The sequence below is a fragment of the Syntrophobotulus glycolicus DSM 8271 genome (assembly GCF_000190635.1).
In the GTDB taxonomy this organism is placed as follows: Bacteria; Bacillota; Desulfitobacteriia; order Desulfitobacteriales; family Syntrophobotulaceae; genus Syntrophobotulus; species Syntrophobotulus glycolicus.
Genome location: NC_015172.1, coordinates 1,869,529 through 1,886,073, shown reverse-complemented (window position 1 = coordinate 1,886,073; position 16,545 = coordinate 1,869,529). Strand labels below are relative to the sequence as shown.

16 protein-coding genes and 1 riboswitch are annotated in these 16,545 nt (G+C 44.0%); of the genes, 5 read left to right on the top strand and 11 right to left on the bottom strand.

Translation table 11 applies throughout. The features are described 5' to 3' along the window. The 3 genes from SGLY_RS09225 to lysA all read left to right on the top strand — a co-directional run bounded on the left by SGLY_RS09225 (position 1) and on the right by lysA (position 2,890). Entirely contained in the window at positions 1-774 is a 774-nt protein-coding gene (locus SGLY_RS09225) for a segregation and condensation protein A (RefSeq protein WP_013625019.1), read from the top strand. After that, entirely contained in the window at positions 774-1,337 is a 564-nt protein-coding gene (gene scpB, locus SGLY_RS09220; protein ID WP_013625018.1) for an SMC-Scp complex subunit ScpB, read from the top strand. Before SGLY_RS09225 ends, scpB begins: the two co-directional genes overlap by 1 nt. 44 nt (positions 1,338-1,381) lie before the next feature. Then, positions 1,382-1,552: riboswitch (Lysine riboswitch) on the top strand. Between the two features lie 84 nt (positions 1,553-1,636). Next, the gene (lysA, locus tag SGLY_RS09215; protein ID WP_013625017.1) at positions 1,637-2,890 is read left to right on the top strand and encodes a diaminopimelate decarboxylase; all 1,254 of its coding nucleotides are present in this window, start codon (positions 1,637-1,639) and stop codon (positions 2,888-2,890) included. On the opposite strand, the gene SGLY_RS09210 is transcribed toward lysA, so the two are convergent. The 3 genes from SGLY_RS09210 to SGLY_RS09200 form a co-directional block, all read right to left on the bottom strand. Continuing rightward, positions 2,887-3,756, bottom strand: coding sequence for a YihY/virulence factor BrkB family protein (locus tag SGLY_RS09210; protein ID WP_013625016.1), 870 nt, complete (start codon positions 3,754-3,756; stop codon positions 2,887-2,889). The genes lysA and SGLY_RS09210 overlap by 4 nt on opposite strands. 89 nt (positions 3,757-3,845) lie before the next feature. Beyond that, positions 3,846-4,226 carry a DUF4363 family protein gene (locus tag SGLY_RS09205; protein ID WP_013625015.1) on the bottom strand — a complete coding sequence of 127 codons (381 nt, stop codon included), beginning with the start codon at positions 4,224-4,226 and terminating at the stop codon, positions 3,846-3,848. A 14-nt stretch (positions 4,227-4,240) separates the two neighbouring features. After that, the gene (locus tag SGLY_RS09200; protein ID WP_013625014.1) at positions 4,241-4,918 is read right to left on the bottom strand and encodes a DUF421 domain-containing protein; all 678 of its coding nucleotides are present in this window, start codon (positions 4,916-4,918) and stop codon (positions 4,241-4,243) included. A gap of 234 nt (positions 4,919-5,152) precedes the next feature. Here SGLY_RS09200 and SGLY_RS09195 point away from each other — a divergent pair, with 234 nt between their 5' ends. Both SGLY_RS09195 and SGLY_RS09190 read left to right on the top strand, forming a co-directional pair. Further along, complete coding sequence (locus SGLY_RS09195) at positions 5,153-6,259, top strand: ParM/StbA family protein (RefSeq protein ID WP_013625013.1); 1,107 nt, start codon at positions 5,153-5,155, stop codon at positions 6,257-6,259. A 2-nt stretch (positions 6,260-6,261) separates the two neighbouring features. Continuing rightward, complete coding sequence (locus SGLY_RS09190; RefSeq protein WP_013625012.1) at positions 6,262-6,801, top strand: hypothetical protein; 540 nt, start codon at positions 6,262-6,264, stop codon at positions 6,799-6,801. A 67-nt stretch (positions 6,802-6,868) separates the two neighbouring features. On the opposite strand, the gene asnB is transcribed toward SGLY_RS09190, so the two are convergent. The 8 genes from asnB to SGLY_RS09150 form a co-directional block, all read right to left on the bottom strand. Further along, positions 6,869-8,719: an asparagine synthase (glutamine-hydrolyzing) gene (asnB, locus tag SGLY_RS09185; protein ID WP_013625011.1), complete on the bottom strand. Its 1,851-nt coding sequence runs from the start codon at positions 8,717-8,719 to the stop codon at positions 6,869-6,871. Positions 8,720-8,999: 280 nt separating this feature from the next. Further along, positions 9,000-10,160 carry a UxaA family hydrolase gene (locus SGLY_RS09180; protein WP_013625010.1) on the bottom strand — a complete coding sequence of 387 codons (1,161 nt, stop codon included), beginning with the start codon at positions 10,158-10,160 and terminating at the stop codon, positions 9,000-9,002. Between the two features lie 17 nt (positions 10,161-10,177). Then, positions 10,178-10,468, bottom strand: a complete 291-nt coding sequence (locus SGLY_RS09175; RefSeq protein ID WP_013625009.1) for a UxaA family hydrolase — start codon at positions 10,466-10,468, stop codon at positions 10,178-10,180. A 186-nt stretch (positions 10,469-10,654) separates the two neighbouring features. Next, positions 10,655-11,056, bottom strand: a complete 402-nt coding sequence (locus SGLY_RS09170; RefSeq protein ID WP_148228110.1) for a hypothetical protein — start codon at positions 11,054-11,056, stop codon at positions 10,655-10,657. A 112-nt stretch (positions 11,057-11,168) separates the two neighbouring features. After that, complete coding sequence (trpB, locus tag SGLY_RS09165; RefSeq protein WP_013625008.1) at positions 11,169-12,350, bottom strand: tryptophan synthase subunit beta; 1,182 nt, start codon at positions 12,348-12,350, stop codon at positions 11,169-11,171. Positions 12,351-12,428: 78 nt separating this feature from the next. Next, positions 12,429-13,673, bottom strand: coding sequence for a polysaccharide deacetylase family protein (locus tag SGLY_RS09160; protein ID WP_242822940.1), 1,245 nt, complete (start codon positions 13,671-13,673; stop codon positions 12,429-12,431). Continuing rightward, entirely contained in the window at positions 13,663-14,832 is a 1,170-nt protein-coding gene (locus SGLY_RS09155) for an MGDG synthase family glycosyltransferase (RefSeq protein ID WP_013625006.1), read from the bottom strand. The genes SGLY_RS09160 and SGLY_RS09155 overlap by 11 nt, the downstream gene beginning before the upstream one ends. Positions 14,833-14,915: 83 nt before the next feature. Then, positions 14,916-16,517, bottom strand: a complete 1,602-nt coding sequence (locus tag SGLY_RS09150) for a gamma-glutamyltransferase family protein (protein WP_013625005.1) — start codon at positions 16,515-16,517, stop codon at positions 14,916-14,918. Between the last annotated feature and the right edge of the window lie 28 nt (positions 16,518-16,545).

Genomic DNA, 16,545 nt, shown 5'->3' with positions numbered 1-16,545 from the left:
ATGAATGGAAGCAAAACCTCACCCTATATCGAGCTTCCGGTTTTTCAGGGTCCTCTTGATCTGCTGCTGCATCTTATCCAGCAGCATAAACTCGATATCTATGATATCCCAATTGCCTCAATAGCCGATCAATTTATCGCAACCGTACGTCTGATGGAAAAAATGGATATGGATGTGACTTCAGAGTTCCTTGTTCTGGCGGCCCAATTGTTGTTTCTGAAATCTTCTTCTCTCTTGCCCAAATCAAAAAAGAATGACGAGATCATTCTGGAAGAAGAGGAGATGAAACAAAACCTGATTGAACGATTGGTTGCGTACAGGGATTATAAACTGGCCGCAGGCATTCTTGCGGAAAAAGAAACCATTTCCGGAATGAAATATTTCCGGGAACCCAGTGAGGAAGAGATCATGTCTTTTCTTAAACTGCCGAACCCCTTGGAAGGAATTGAACTTGACAGCATTGTAAAAGCATTTCAGGAAATCCTTGTGAAGGCTGAGCAGGGTGAGGATATTCAATTTATTCAGATTGAAGAGGTTCCCTTAGAGCTCATGATCAGGGATATTCTAAAGAGAATCATCCTCCATCCTAAAGGTGTCAGCTTTAAACAATTATTACGCTTACATACCAGGATAGAAATCATTATTGCCTTTCTTTCCTTGCTGGAGCTGCTGAAAGATGGGATCATCCGCTCTGAACAAAGCGGTACGGCAAATGATTTCTTCCTTGTTCCAACGGAAAAAGCCTGGGATTTTATTGAGGAGGAGTCGGTCTGATGTTGTTTCAGGAGCCTGAAACCGCTGCAATTGAAGCTCTGTTATTTGTAGCCAAGGAACCGCTGACCATTGAAAAATTGTCGGAGATTCTGGAAATCTCCTCCGAAACTGTTCTGGAAATCATTGAGCTGCTGAGAAGCCGCTATGAAGATACCGCCTGCGGTTTGACCATTATTCAGGTTGAGCAGGGTTATAAAATGGGAACAAAATCTCCCTACTCAAAATACATTGAAGTGCTTTATAAACAGCCGTCTCAAGGATTATCCAACGCGGCTTTAGAGGTATTATCCATCGTGGCTTATAAGCAGCCTGTGACCAGAGGAGAAATTGATTTTATCCGGGGTGTGCAATCAGACAGAGCCTTAGCGACACTGGTGGAAAAAGAACTGGTCCAGGATGTTGGCCGTAAGGATTCACCGGGACGCCCCATCTTATATGGGACCACCGGCAAATTTCTGATCCATTTTGGCCTCAACTCCATTCAGGATCTTCCTGAAATAGAATCTCTGTATCAGGAACAGGACGGGGAAGAAGAAACGGATATTCAGGATGATATTTTCTAATATTGTCGATTTGCCTGAAGTATGATATCATAATGAAAATAAAGCATCGGGATAGAGGTGCGGTCCATGATCAGTAGGTACTCTTAGCCGGCCGGGCAGAGAGGGGTACTGAAAGGAATGACCGCCGAAGCGGTAATTTGCGGCGGAATTATCGCTGGGCATGTCTTGAAGAAATTCATGCCTGTCATCCGGCAGGATGGAGAGCTATCTGCAAACCTTTGTAAGTTATGGAAAAAATAACGATATTTTTTGAGGTTTACGGGTAGATACCCGTAATATTTTTTTTGGAGGAAAATTTAATGAAGAAAAAAGAGCTGCCTTTTTCCAATGAGAGAATCAAAGAAATCGCTGAGATTTACGGGACCCCTTTTCACCTTTATGATGAAAAAGCCATTAGGGAAAATGCCCGCAGATTTTTAAAAGCATTCAGCTGGAACCCGGGATTTAAAGAGTATTATGCAGTCAAGGCAGCTCCTAATCCATATTTGCTGAAGATTTTGGCGGAAGAGGGAATCGGTGCGGATTGCAGTTCCCTGTCTGAGCTTATTTTAGCGGAGAAAACAGGGATCACCGGTGAAAACATTGTTTTTACTTCCAATGATACTCCGGCCAATGAATTCGTGAAGGCCAAAGAGCTCGGAGCTCTGATCAACCTTGATGACATTTCCCATATTGATTTTATTCATCAGCATATCGGAATGCCTGAAATGATCTGTTTTCGCTATAATCCCGGTCCGTTGCGTTCTGGCGGCAACGCCATTATCGGCAATCCCGAGGAAGCAAAGTATGGGGTAACCAGAGAACAGCTCTTCGAATGCTATGCGAAAGCCAGAAGTTTAGGGGCGAAAAGATTCGGGATCCACACCATGATTATTTCCAATGAGCTTAATCCGGATTTCTTTATTGAAACCGCCAGGATGATGTTCCAATTGGTGGCTGAAATCAAAGAAAAGCTGGACATCAATATTGAATTTGTAGATCTGGGCGGTGGAATCGGTATTCCTTACCGTCCGGAAGATACCGCTGTCGATCTGGAATACCTTGGCCGGGAAATCCATAAGGTTTACGACGATATGATTGCGGCCAAACATCTGCACCCGCTTAAACTGGCGGTGGAATGCGGGCGGATGATCACCGGCCCTTACGGATATCTGGTTGCAAAGGTTCTGCATAAAAAAGAAATTTATAAGAATTATATCGGCTTAGACGCCTGTATGGCTGATTTAATGCGGCCGGCACTGTATGGCTCCTACCATCATCTCACTGTGCCCGGCAAACAGGATCTGCCCTATGATCAGACTTATGATGTCACAGGCAGTCTCTGTGAGAATAACGATAAATTCGCGGTTGACAGAAGCCTGCCTCCGCTTGATCCCGGTGATCTCATCATCATCCATGATGCCGGAGCGCATGGTCATGCCATGGGTTTTAACTATAACGGCAAACTCCGTTCCCAGGAGCTTCTGCTCAAAGAGGACGGCAGTATCCAACTGATCAGGCGGGCGGAAACCATAGACGATTATTTTGCCACACTGGATTTTTCAAAGCTTTAGGAGTTCTTCATGATTTGTTCTTGCGGATTTTTTACTTTCATGATGACAGAATTCAAAACACAGCCGAAAAGAATCATCTCACTGCTCCAGTAAAGCCAAAGCAACAGAATAATGATCCCGCCGATACTGCCATAAGCCGGTGAGTAATTGTTGAAATACTTCAGATATAAGGAAAATCCCATGGAGATTACAACCCACCCTATGGCGGCAAAAAGAGAACCGGGCAATAATTGCCCATAAGTGAAAGCTTTTCCTGTGGCCAGTTTGTTCAGGTACAGGAAGGTAAGGATTAGAAACACAAACTGGAAAACAATATGAAGCTTTTGCCAGAGGAAAGTGATCATATTTAAGTTGCCTAACAATATTTGCAGAAATTCTTCCAATTCCCGGCCTAGGACTAATAAGAGAAAAGACAGTACGATGGCCAGAAAAAAGACAATCAGAAAGTTCAGGGACGTAAATTTTTGCAGCAAAAAAGAGCGGGTCTCTTTTTTGCCGTAGGCGCTGTTCATTCCCGTCATCAGGGCATGAATGCCGTTTAAAGCCGACCACAGGGATGCCAGGAAACCTAAAGACAGCAGGGTGGTATTGCGGCGGACGCTCATGATTTCCTTGAGGGTGTCGGCAATGATCTGATAGCTTTCCTGCGGTACGATATGAGACAGATCATCCAAAATATTGACATCAGCCAGATTAATATAGCTTGTCAGAGTGAGGAGAAAAATCAGAAAAGGAAAAAAGGCCAAGATAACATAATATGTGATCTGTGCCCCAAGGTTCAACAAACCTGTCTCCGTTATTTCTCTATAAAATAAACTGATGAATTGCCAGGGTTTATATTTTTCCAAAGCAGTGCCCCTAATCATAAATGATCATATGATCTGGTCTCTTAGCAAGACGACGAAATATTTGCTTTTATCATAGAATACGCAAGATCTGTTTTCAATATCTGATCTTATAGAATATTATTCAAGCGCAGGCATTCTGATTCCGGAACTTTTTTGACCAGAACCTTAAGGGTTTCCAATTCCGCTAAAGATGAAGGCTTTTCTTTGGTCTCAATAAAGGTTTCCAGCCTTTTGATCGATATTTCAATATCGTCCAAAGCTTCGTGATCAAGCAATATGGCCCACCATTTCTTGGTCTCTGTCCAGTAGGCGTCAATTTTTCGGGTAAGATTTTCTGCTTCCCGCCATTTTTCAGCGGCAATATATTCCTGGGCTTGATCCAAGTCGGTTTTGATGATGGAATAGGATTCCTCCAATTTATGGAAAGTAAAAACAGACAAAGAGATCAGCAGGACAAAGCCCAAAAAGATAGCCAGAAGAGATCGCATAGATTTTCCTCCTCTCAACTGTTGGATTTTTTTGCTTGGAAATAAAGATGATTTTGGTTGTCCAGACTGGCAATCAGAACATCATTGACCTTAAGATTTGCTTTGTTTAATTCATTTTTTAGCCAGGTAAGATTGGCGTTTGATCTTTCCAGGTTCCTTTTTTGGACAATCCCATCCATAATCAGGATAGAGGGAAGCCCTTCATAGGCAGGATGTATGTTCATATCCGCAGGAGTCAAAGGGCGTTTATCGGTTTTGGGAATCACACTTAACTGGCCGTTTGTTTCCAAAATAGCATATTCAACATCAGCAATATTCGGAATGTTATTCACTCGCAATTGTTCAAGAAGATCGCTGAGATTATATTTGAGGTCGACAAGCTCCTTTTCAATAATTTTTCCTTTTTCGATTAATATGGTAGGAGTACCGCAGATCAAGGCCCTGGCTTTTTCGCTTTTCAAAGTAATGTAGGAAAAAGTCATGCCCAGCAGCAGAAGAACAATCACAGGAAGCAGCCCAGCGCTCAAGGGGATCCCAATGTTTTGACTGGGAATAGCCGCCAGCTCTGAAATCATCAGAATAATTACCAATTCAAATGGTTGAAGCTGTCCGATTTGTTTTTTGCCCATTATCCGAATAATGATGACGATAACCAAATAGAGAATAATGGTTCGAATCGTGGCAATAATCATATTTTGTTACTCCTTTCCTCAAAACCATATATTATTTTTTCCTTCAAAAGCAGGAATATTCTTCACTCAAGGATAAAGATTGAGGTCATTAAACAAATCCCTATCAGGAGAAGACAAACACAGAGAGGACTCAGGTTAAAAATCTTCCCAAGAGTCAAATAATAGTATACAATGAGTAAAATAGCTAGATTCTCAAATAAGAAAGTGATCTTTGTTGAACAAGGAGGAAAGATAGTGTTTGAAAATGATATTCTGGTTGCTGGAGCTGATCCAGGATTCGGAGCGATAAAGCTTGATATCGGTGACACGAAGATTCTATTTCCGGCTGTGATCTGCAATGGCAGCGAGAGGATTTTCTCTACCTTGGGAAAAACTGAACCGGATAAAGGGACAGAGATTGAAAAGCAGGTTTCCTCTCTTGATGTTATTGTTCGCAATAATTCATCCGGAGTGGAAAGACATTATTTTATGGGCAGCCTGGCTGAAAGCCTGAATCCGAAAGAAGCCCACTATTGTTGGGATGAAGATAAATCAACTGATGAAGAAGCCATGGCCCTTTTAATTGTTGCCTTAGCTTTGGCCCAGCCTTATCCGAAGACCAACATTTATTTGGGAACAGGGGTACCGGTCAAATTTTACGCACCGTTAAAGGATAAGTACGAGGCGGAACTGAAAGGTTCTTTCTCGGTTACCTTTCTTTCCGGACCGTTTAAGGGTCAAACCAGAAGTATGAATATACTGAGATCAAGAGTTTTGCCGCAGAGTTATGGCGTCTACATAAAAGAAACCATTACGGAAAAAGCCCAGCCCATCAATCCAAAGCTGTTGGGCGGCTACGTTGTGGTCATTGATCCCGGATTCAGAACTACGGATATTGCAACCTTCTATGACGGAATCATGCTTGATCCCCCAAATTCCTTCAGTATTGAAAAGGGCTTGCAATGGGCCTATGCCGGAGTGGCGGAAAAGCTCAAGGAAATGACGAATGATCATACCAATCCAATTGAAACTGACGACAAAGAACTGGATAAGGTTTTTCGTGTCAATAAAGGCCTATATCCATGGAATAACGGGGCCATTGATCTAAATCCCGTCATGAAAAAAATGTTATCCCAACTGGCAGCGGATATTTCCCGTGAAGTGATGAAAACACTCAAGCCAATGGCCGGCCGGATTCACACTGTGCTTGTAGCGGGCAAAGTGGGGGAAATGGTCTTTGAATATTTGAATCTTGAAAACAAGGTCTTAATTGACGACCCTCAATTCGGCAATGCCACAGGGTTTCGGATTATGGCCGCTAATCTTGTTCATAATTTAACCAGAAAAGTAAATGTTGATTAAACATGAAAACATCAGGTTTATTAATCATTTATATCTCAGAAAATGAAGATTTTGATCTTTGGCGGGTACTCAGCCAGGTCTCTCCCGAAGAAAGGAATGCCTCTGTCAAAAATGCCCTCAGAAGTACCCTGCTTAAAAATAATAATGCTTTCATCCCGCAAATCAGGAAAGAAACCGGAGTTCCCCAGGACGCCGGTGTATTAAAAGAGGTGGCCGCCAGTCAGGACCAGGCGGGAATTCCAAAGAGCTTGATTCAGGAAACTGAGATTTTGGACAGTGAAATCAGCAATCAGGTAACAGGCAGTACGATACCGCAGTTTAACAGCTTTAATCTGGAGGATTTTAATCTTAACGATTTGTATTCCGAAAAACCCGCAACTCAGATAAGTTTTGAGCTTGTAGAGACAGCAGAGACACCCGCCCCCTCCGAAGAGCAAACGGTCTTACCTGGTCTGACAAATTTGATCAATAATATCGGAGAAGAAGAAGATCCTGTTTTGGTGGATTTTATCAAAAGTAAAAGGGAAGCAGAAGAAAGTTAAATGTTTGACCAGTAATATAATTGCCGATGGTCTAAAAAGATTATTTTTAGGCGTTTCATTTTATTTTTTATGTCTCCACACTGATCCCATAGTGTCTGAACCAAAAATCCATTTGAATAAGGTAGGCGAAAACGCGGGGCGTATCCATAAGCTGGCCGAACCAGGGTTTATTGGCCGTGCTTATCGGGTTGGCAAGAAGATCAAGGACATGGTTTTTATTAATGAACGGCAAAAGAGGAGAAGAAGGATCATTAATGATATCCTGTAATTTTGAGCTTACGGCCTTCAGGAATCCCGGATGATGCGTTTTTGGATAGGGGCTCTTGCGTCTCCATAACACATCTTCAGGCAAAATTCCCTGGGCTGCCATCCTAAGAAGACCTTTTTCCCGCCCTTTGTAGTTTTTGATCTGCCAGGGGATATTCCATACATAGTCAACAATATGATGATCACAGAACGGCACACGGACTTCCAAACCGGTAGCCATGGTCATTCTGTCTTTCCGGTCCAGAAGCGTCGGCATAAATCTGGTTAAAGTCAGATAACCGATTTTTCTTAAGTTATCTTCCGCGGGAGACAGCTCATCCGGTCCTGCCGGGACTTCCTTGAGCGCTGCGGAATATCTGGCATTGATATATTCCTGAGGGTTTATTTTGGCGATCAGTTCTTCCGCCATTACATGAAGTCTTGTTTCCGGGAACATCGCCCAGGGGAATGTTTCCGCGCGAAGCGCTTCCTGTCTGTGGAACCAGGGATATCCTCCAAATACTTCATCCGCACATTCACCGGATAAACCGACGGTGACATTGTGCTTGATTTTCCGGCTGAAGAGCAGGAGGGAAGAGTCTATATCAGCCATTCCCGGAAGGTCCCTGGCCATCACGGCGTCCTCTAAGGCTTTGACCAAATCATCGGTTTCGAGATAAAAATAACGATGATTGGTGCGGAAAGCTTTTTCCATTTTTTCAACCCAGGGCGCATCAGGATCGGGCTGAAAAGCATTCGCTTTAAAATGCTCTTTGTTCCCGACATAATCAATAGAAAAAGTGGGAAGACAGCCTTTATTTTCCTTCCGAAACGATTCCGCGGCAATAGCAGTAATGATACTCGAATCCAAACCTCCGGAAAGCAGTGCTCCAATAGGAACATCGGAAACCAACTGTCTTTTTACGGCATCAATAACCAGTGTCCGGACTTTCTCTACTGTTGTATCGAAATCATCCTGATGGAGACTTCCCTGTAACTGCCAGTATTGACGGGTTGTCAGGCCGTCTCTGGTATAGAATACGGACCAGCCGGGCCTGATTTCGGCAATGTTTTTGAAAACCCCAAATCCCGGTGTCCGGGCCGGCCCAATCAAAAACACTTCCGCCAATCCTTCCAGATCTATTTTGGCGGGAACTTTGGGATGAGCAAGAAGAGCCTTAAGTTCAGAGGCGAAGATCAACGACCCATCCTGAACGGTATAGAATAATGGTTTAACTCCGATTCTGTCCCGGGCCAAAAATAAAGACTGGTTCTTCGTGTCCCAAATGCCAAAAGCAAAAATACCGTTTAATTTTTGCACACAGTCAGTACCCCATTCTATGTAAGAGAGCAGAAGAACTTCTGTATCTGAGTGACCCTGAAAAGTATAGCCGCATTCTTTTAACTCTTTGCGAATATCTTCAGTATTATAGAGCTCACCATTGTAGGTGATGAGATATGAGCAATCGTGTTTCTTTCTGAGCATCGGTTGTTTGCCGCCTTCAATGTCGACAACGGCAAGGCGGCTATGACCGAAAATAATATGTTCATCAAGCCATATTCCTCGGGCATCCGGTCCTCTTGGCACCATCGTATCCACCATTTTTTCCATGACCTGTGCCGAGGAGCGCAAATCATTTTCCCAATCTATCCAGCCGGCAATTCCGCACATGGGTGAATCCTCCTGACTCGTTCGTAATTTTGACAATGATTGATGTCCTTTATAAGTTATGCAGATCATCGCGAATTGTTAAGAAATAGTCTGGGCAATTTTCTCACCATAAATGTATGTATGGGCAAAAATTATTGAGGGCGGCAATTATAGGGGATAAAAAAAAGACAGACAGTCCAACCTTTGTCGTTGTAACTGTCTGTCGTGCGATCAATCCCTTGGTTTAGTAAAAATACAAAAGACTCTTGATCAAATTTGGGGATCAAACAACAGGTGAAAGTCAAAATGTCGAAGCAATCCTGAAGATCCCAAACTCATTATGACCAAGACTTTCCGCCTTAGTCACTTTTCCGCGGGCAACTTCTAAAATTTCGTTGAAGATTTCCCGCCCCATATCTTCAATCGTTTTTTCCCCTCTGATTACGGAGGAGGCATCAATATCGATATTATCGGCCATATTTTGGTAAGCCTCGGCATTAGCGGTGATTTTAATGACCGGGGATATTGGACAGCCTGTCGGTGTGCCGCGACCGGTCGTAAAGATAATCACCGTTGCGCCCCCGGCAACCATTCCGGTCATGGATTCAACATCCTGACCGGGGGTGTCCATGACGTACAAGCCCTTACCTGACGGTTCCCGGCCATAGTCCAAGACATCTTCAATCGGGGCAGTGTACCCTGCTTTATAGATACAGCCAAGGGACTTTTCCTCAATAGAGCTTATCCCGCCTTCAATATTTCCCGGTGTTGGCTGGCTTCCCCGCAAATCAACCTTTTGGGCTTTCGCGCGGTTTTCACAATCCAGGACAATCTTCAGCAGCTTGTCCGCTACTTGGGGAGTTCGAGCCCGCTTGGCAAGAATATGCTCAGCTCCGATAAATTCGGTCGTTTCTGAAAGCATGGAAGTTCCTCCGGCCCCGATGATCAGATCAGAAGCAATTCCGCAAGCCGGATTGGAGGCCAGCCCGGAAGTAAAGTCGGAACCCCCGCATTCCACTGCCAAACATAATTCACTGGCGGGGAACTCTTCCGGAATAAGGCGGGAAGCTTCCCGTACCAGGGCACTGGCTGCTTTTATCCCTAAGGAAGCGGTGTTCAGTGTGCCTTGATTTTCCTGTATAATCAGTGTTTCCACAGGTTTACCTGTTTCAGCTATTTTTTCAGCAACCGTGCGGATGGGGACACCTTCACAACCAAGGCCGATCACAAGAACAGCGGCTACATTAGGATTTTTACCCAGACCGATTAAAGTCTGAACCGTTTGTTCAAAATCGGCGCCAACCTGGCAGCAGCCATGCTGATTATTGATGGCAATGGTTCCCGGTACCTGAGCGGCGATATTCATGGCAACCACTGAAGCACAGACGGAAGTAGGAAGTACCGCTACATGATTTCTGATTCCAACTTTACCGTCAGGACGCTGATATCCTTTAAAATTCATTGTTGTTTCCTCCTGCTTCAATTCAAATCTCCGCGGCCCCGATTGCTGGCAATATTATGAACATGAACATGTTCGCCAATCCTGATATCCTGCAGGGCTTTGCCGATGCTTTCACCATATTTGAGAATATCCTGGCCTTTAACAATAGGCTTAATCGCTATTTTATGTCCGCAGGGAACGTTGTCTTTCAGGACAATGTTTTTCATTTCCCGCGCGTGAAAAAAGTTAATGTCATCACCGCTTTCGGCATTTTCAACTACAGTGGCGACATTATCATTGGTGTTGATGACTACAGCTTTTCTATTCATCCAATCCCTCCTTTCCCTGAGGAAATGATCCTAAGTTAATATAGCATTGTTCAAAGGCTGAGTTCAAGGGGGAGGAAGCATTTGCCTTAACTGTTTAACTCATCTTTTCAACCAAAAGAAAGCTGTGTTGAAACTTTAAAGTTTCAGTACAGCTCAGCAAGGACCTAATCGCCTAATCAGACGTTTTTATACGATGGTTATTTCCTCTCCGCTTTCTGCCTTTTGTTGAGTTCCTATAACCAGAGCAATATTTGCGATAAATAAGAGCCACGAACCGGCAAATATCCAGAAACTTGGCAGCAGGGGTTCGGTGGTTACTCTTAAGAATCTTCTTCTTTTTAGCTGAGATAGTCTTATTGTTGCGGTCAAAGCTCCGATTAAGCTGCCGACCAATAATATCCAGAAGGAAACAGCCGTAATTTGAGAAGGGCTGGGAACAAACCTTATTTGGATTCCTTGGTTCTTTCGGATTTCAATTATAGTATCTAAATGAGCGGAAACAATCAGCATGGATGAGCCCACTGTAAATAATACGGCACTGATTTTCTCATTTTGTATTAAACGTAATGTTAAAGTTATGCCAATCACCAAGCTTTTTAGTTTATAATATGAAACCGGTTTACAAATGTGAAGATGATATTGAGCCAGCTTCGGTTCATACAGACTAATCAGCCGTTGTTCAGAGTGCTCAGAGTTTTCCTCATTGCTTATCCCGCATCATTTCAAAAATCTGCTGCACATCCTTATCCCCGCGTCCCGAGAGGTTAACGATCAAAATGGAGTCCTTGCTCATGGTTGGAGCAAGTTTCATGGCATAGGCAACAGCGTGGGAGCTTTCCAGCGCGGGAATGATCCCTTCCACCTTAGACAGTGTATGGAAAGCGTCCAAGGCTTCCATATCCGTAATATGGACATATTCGGCGCGCCCGGTATCGTGCAGATAGCTATGTTCAGGACCGACTCCGGGATAATCCAGTCCCGCGGAAATAGAATGGGTGGGGAGGGGCTCACCTTGTTCATCACTCATCAGGTAACATTTGAAACCATGAATAATTCCGGGTTTACCTGCGCTTATCGGAGCGGCGTGTTTTCCGGTTTCAATGCCATAGCCGGCCGGTTCAACCCCAATCAGGCGGACAGATTGATCCGGGATAAAATCGGCGAAAATACCGATGGCATTACTGCCGCCGCCGACACAAGCCAGAACGGCATCAGGCAGGCGGCCTTCTTTGGCTAAAACCTGCCGGCGGGCTTCACGGCTGATCACCGCCTGAAAATGCTTCACAATAGCGGGATAAGGATGAGGGCCGACAGCCGAACCAAGCATATAAAAGGTATCCTGATGATTCATGACCAAATCTTCCAGAGCGGCATCTACCGCATCCTTCAGTGTTTTTGTTCCTCTGGTCACGGGAACAACCTTCGCCCCCAAAAGTTCCATACGGAAAACATTTAAGGCCTGGCGTTTGGTATCTTCTTCACCCATATAAATAATACAGTCCAGATCAAAAAGCGCACAGGCAGTTGCGGTTGCAACTCCATGCTGACCGGCTCCGGTTTCAGCAATGATCCTTTTCAAGCCCATCCGTTTGGCTAAAAGAACCTGACCGATCGTGTTATTGATCTTATGGGCTCCGGTATGGTTCAAATCTTCACGTTTAAGGTATATTTTTGCCCCGCCGAGCTGATGGGAAAGCTTTTCCGCCAAATACAGAGGATTGGGACGACCGACATATTCCCGGAGATAATAATCCAGCTCTTCATTGAATTCAGGATTGCCTTTAAATTTTTCAAATGTATCGGCCAGCGTCTGAAGGACGTTTTTTAATTCGGGGGGAACAAAGCTTCCGCCATATTCACCATAAAAACCCTCATTGGACATAATACCCCTCCAATAACTTTTTATCTGATTATTCTCTGAATTTTACTATTAATCCATAGTCAAAATCAAGAAATACCATCATAAATATTTTTCAGCCAGGGTATCCCTGGTGATCCAGACCAGTTTAGGCTTGTCCCCCAAACTTGAAGTCTCCCGCCCTCCTCCGGGATGGTATATTTTAATGATTATTTTTTGAAATAAAGCGGTCATTCTGCTAAAGATAGAATGATAGTCCTGAACATGAAAACCAAAGCCTTTCACGGCCTTGCTGAGCATTGTCACACCCAGATATACCTTAATATCCTTATAATCGGGCGAATTGAAGATAAATTTGGTCAATACAGGAAAAGATTTGCGGGCCAGTTGGAGAGTCTTGACTCCAATCTTGCGATAATCCTGTTCGTGAAATTGAAGCTGAAGGCTGTCAAGATGAATTTCCCCGATCAGGTCTCCTTTGGCAGCCAATAAGTTTCCTTTATGATCATAAAGGTTGGGACCTTTGTATCGTGCTAAAGAAAGCCGGAACAGATTACAGGGATCGATCCGCTGAATGTGAAAATACCAGACATAAAAGCGTTCCCACTGTTCCCATAGTCGAAAAAAAATTCGCCTGTATAAGCTCCAATTTGGGATTTCAAGCTCAACCAGAGGGAGCTTCAGGTTTTGATAAATTTCCGAAACCAATTTCGGCAAAAGCTCTACAGTATTTTGCGGCGCCCCGAAATCTCCTCCGCTGTCGTGAAGAAGAATGATGGATCCCGCTTTAATTTTAGGCAAAATTTCATGCAAGATTTTCTCCGGAGTCTGTGTATGCAGCCAATCATGACCTTGGATAGACCAATGAACAATTTGTTTGCCTCGCAGCTTACACCATAAATAAAAAGCAAGATTGACTCCTCCCCAAGGAGGACGGATATATTCCGGTTCATGACCGCTAAGCTGTTTAATGGAAGCCAGACCTTTTTTCCAATAGCGAATTGTTGTCATCGGCCCCATTGTCCAGGCATGTCTGTGGGCATAACAATGGCAGCCGATCGTATGGCCTTCCTGAACGATACGCCTGACAAGCGCAGGGTGGTTCTCAGCTTTTTCGGCGACCAGAAAAAATGTGGCCTTCACTCCCAGCTTTGCTAAAGAATCGAGAATCAACGGCGTAAAATTGGGATCAGGCCCGTCATCAAAGGTTAAAGCAACACCGGATGTATACTGTCTTTTCCAAGAACCCCAGCCTAGAATATGCAAGCATATTTCCGGAATAATCAAATAAAAGAACAGGATAGGAATGAAGAAGTAAAGGAATAAAAATAGAAAATTATTCATCATTAGCCTTTCTGCTTAATACTGCTCCTGAAGAAAACGTATTTTCTCTCAGCAAAGAATTTTCGGCAAAGGAGTCTTCCAAGAGATCAATAATTTTCTGCCAGGCGGTGAATTCAATCGGTCGAAGATATTCCTCAACCTTGGTCCGCCAAAGGAGCTGCCTTTTTTGATCCTGAAAAAAAAGATCCAGCTGGTCAATTATGGACTTGTTCTGATCTATTTGATCAAGTAAGCCCAATTTAGCAAGGTATTCAAAGTTGACCTGTTCCTGGCCGGGAAGTGCAGAGTGGACAAAGATCGGTAAACGCATTCTCAAAGCCTCACTCAGTGTTACTCCACCCGGCTTGGTAATGATCGCGTCAGAATTTTGATAAAGATTAAGCATGGTTTCCCGACAGGAAATATACCTTAAAGGTTTAATATTTTCTTGCTCCAAAGCCAAGATTTCCTGATATAATTTCTGATTGTTGCCGCATAGAACGGCAAACAAGTATTCTTCATCATTGTCAATATTTTGAATCAGGTGCTCAATATCCCCCAGTCCGGCATTGCCACCTGAAATAATGATATGATAGGGAGGAGTACTTTTCTGGATCTTGTGAGGGTTAAAGCACTCCTCAACAGGAATACCGGTCACGAATATTTTAGCGGGAGAAAGATCATATTTTCCAGACAACTCTTCCTTGATCATTTGATCGGGAACAAAATGATAATCAATACCCGTTATCCCCCAAAGTTTATTAATGAAAAAGTCGGTATAAATATTGATGACCGGGGGCGTACTTTCGCCATACTCTTTGAGACGGTTGATCAGAAAGGACGGCAAGGCCTGGGTGCAAACAACCAAATCAGGAGCCTGCGTATCCAGCAGGTTTTTCATTTTTGCTAAAAATTTGTACTCACATAGATTATGGTGCAGATTGGATTTGGATGGATACATAAAATTTTTATAAAGCCAAACATAAGTTTGGGGAGAATGGTCAATCCAGGTCAGATAAGCAAGACGAAAAGCTTTTTCCAATAACTTGTCGGCATAGCTGAAAAAGTCTACGATTTCATATTCAAATTCAGGCAGCCTATTTTCTAAAGACCTTATCACGGCATTTGCTACGGAATGATGACCTGTTGGCATTTGAAATAAAGGCAAAAATAAGATTTTCATTATTCAAATCCTTTCCCAAATTACACAACATGGTAAAAAAGCAGGGATGAACTTTTAACTTCAATCGGAGATCATGATTGGATTTACCAGCAGGCAACGGCACTGTCAGCGCGGGATTCCATACCGGCTGCATAAACCTCACCATTTTTCCAGATGATTTGACCGCGCCCAAAGGAAGCCGTATCCGGACTTCTTGTGATTTCATGACCTGATTGCGCCAAATCAGATGAGAGTTCAAGCGGAAATGATTCCTCCAGCCATAAGGATTTATTTTTAATCCACTGCCACCTGGGCGCATCCAAAGCTGCTTGAGGATTTAAGCCCTTGTCCAGCAGATTGGAAATGATCTGGAGATGGCCCTGCGGCTGCATATAAGCACCCATCACGCCAAAGGGACCAATAGGGTCATGGCCTTTCGTAATAAAACCCGGGATGATGGTATGGTATGGACGTTTGCCGGGTTGAAGGCAATTAGGATGCCCAGGGATCAGATTGAATCCGCAGCCACGGTTTTGAAGGGAAATTCCGGTACCTGGGACCACCAGACCGGAGCCGAATCCCTGGTAATTGCTTTGAATCAAGGAAACCATCATTCCGTCTGAATCTGCTGTGGCTAAATATACTGTGCCTCCGCTGTACGGATCACCCGGAAAAGGGTCCCTGGCGGTGCTGCCGATCAGGTTTCTTCTTTTGGCGGCATAAGTATTTGATAATAGGACCGGGACCGATGCCTGCATATTTTCCGGATCAGAGACAAATTCCAGAGCATCAGCAAAAGCTAACTTCAAGGCTTCAACTTGCGTATGGTAAACCTGAGCTTCAGATAATGAATCCAGATCAAAGCCTTTAAGGATATTCAGGGCTAAGAGGACAATCAAGCCATGACCGTTCGGAGGCAGTTCCCATATGGTATAACCTTTATAGTCTGTACAAATAGGATCAACCCATTGGGGCGAGTATTGTTGAAGATCGGCCGCCTGCAAATAACCTCCGGTACTCCTGGAAAAATCAATCAGGCGTTCAGCCAGCTCACCATGGTAGAAAGACGCGGCTGAAGTTTCACCGATTTGGCGGAGGGAACAGGCCATTTCAGGGGATCTCCAAATTTCTCCGGCCCGGGGAGGCTGACCGTTATTTGTGAAGGTTTTAAACCATTCCTTAAATAAAGGGCCTTTCAATTCCGCCTTGTATTTTGCGGCGATTTTCTCCCAGGAATTACTGACAACGGGGGATACCGGATAGCCTTCCTCTGCATAAATTGCGGCAGGCTCCAGTAATTTATTAAAGGGCAGCCTGCCAAATTTACGGGAAAGCTCATTCCAAGCAGCCGGTATTCCCGGGACGGTAACAGGAAGCCAGCCATAAGCCGGGATTGTACCGGCTGACAATCCGAAGATCTTTTGAGGATGGAGATTCATTGGAGCAGGGCCGCTGGAGTTTAATCCATGGAGTTTCCCTTTTGACCAAACCAAAGCAAAAGCATCACCGCCCAATCCGTTGGAAACAGGTTCGGTCACGACAAGGCAGGCAGCGGCGGCAATAGCCGCATCAACAGCATTCCCGCCCTTTTTAAGCATCTCCAATCCTGTTTGCGCGGCAAGATATTGTGATGTAGCAACAACTCCTTTTGTGCTAAAGATTGTGTGGCGTTTAGAAAAAAAAGATTTGCTGAATTCAAAATTCATCCTCAACACTCCTATTAGTATAACCATA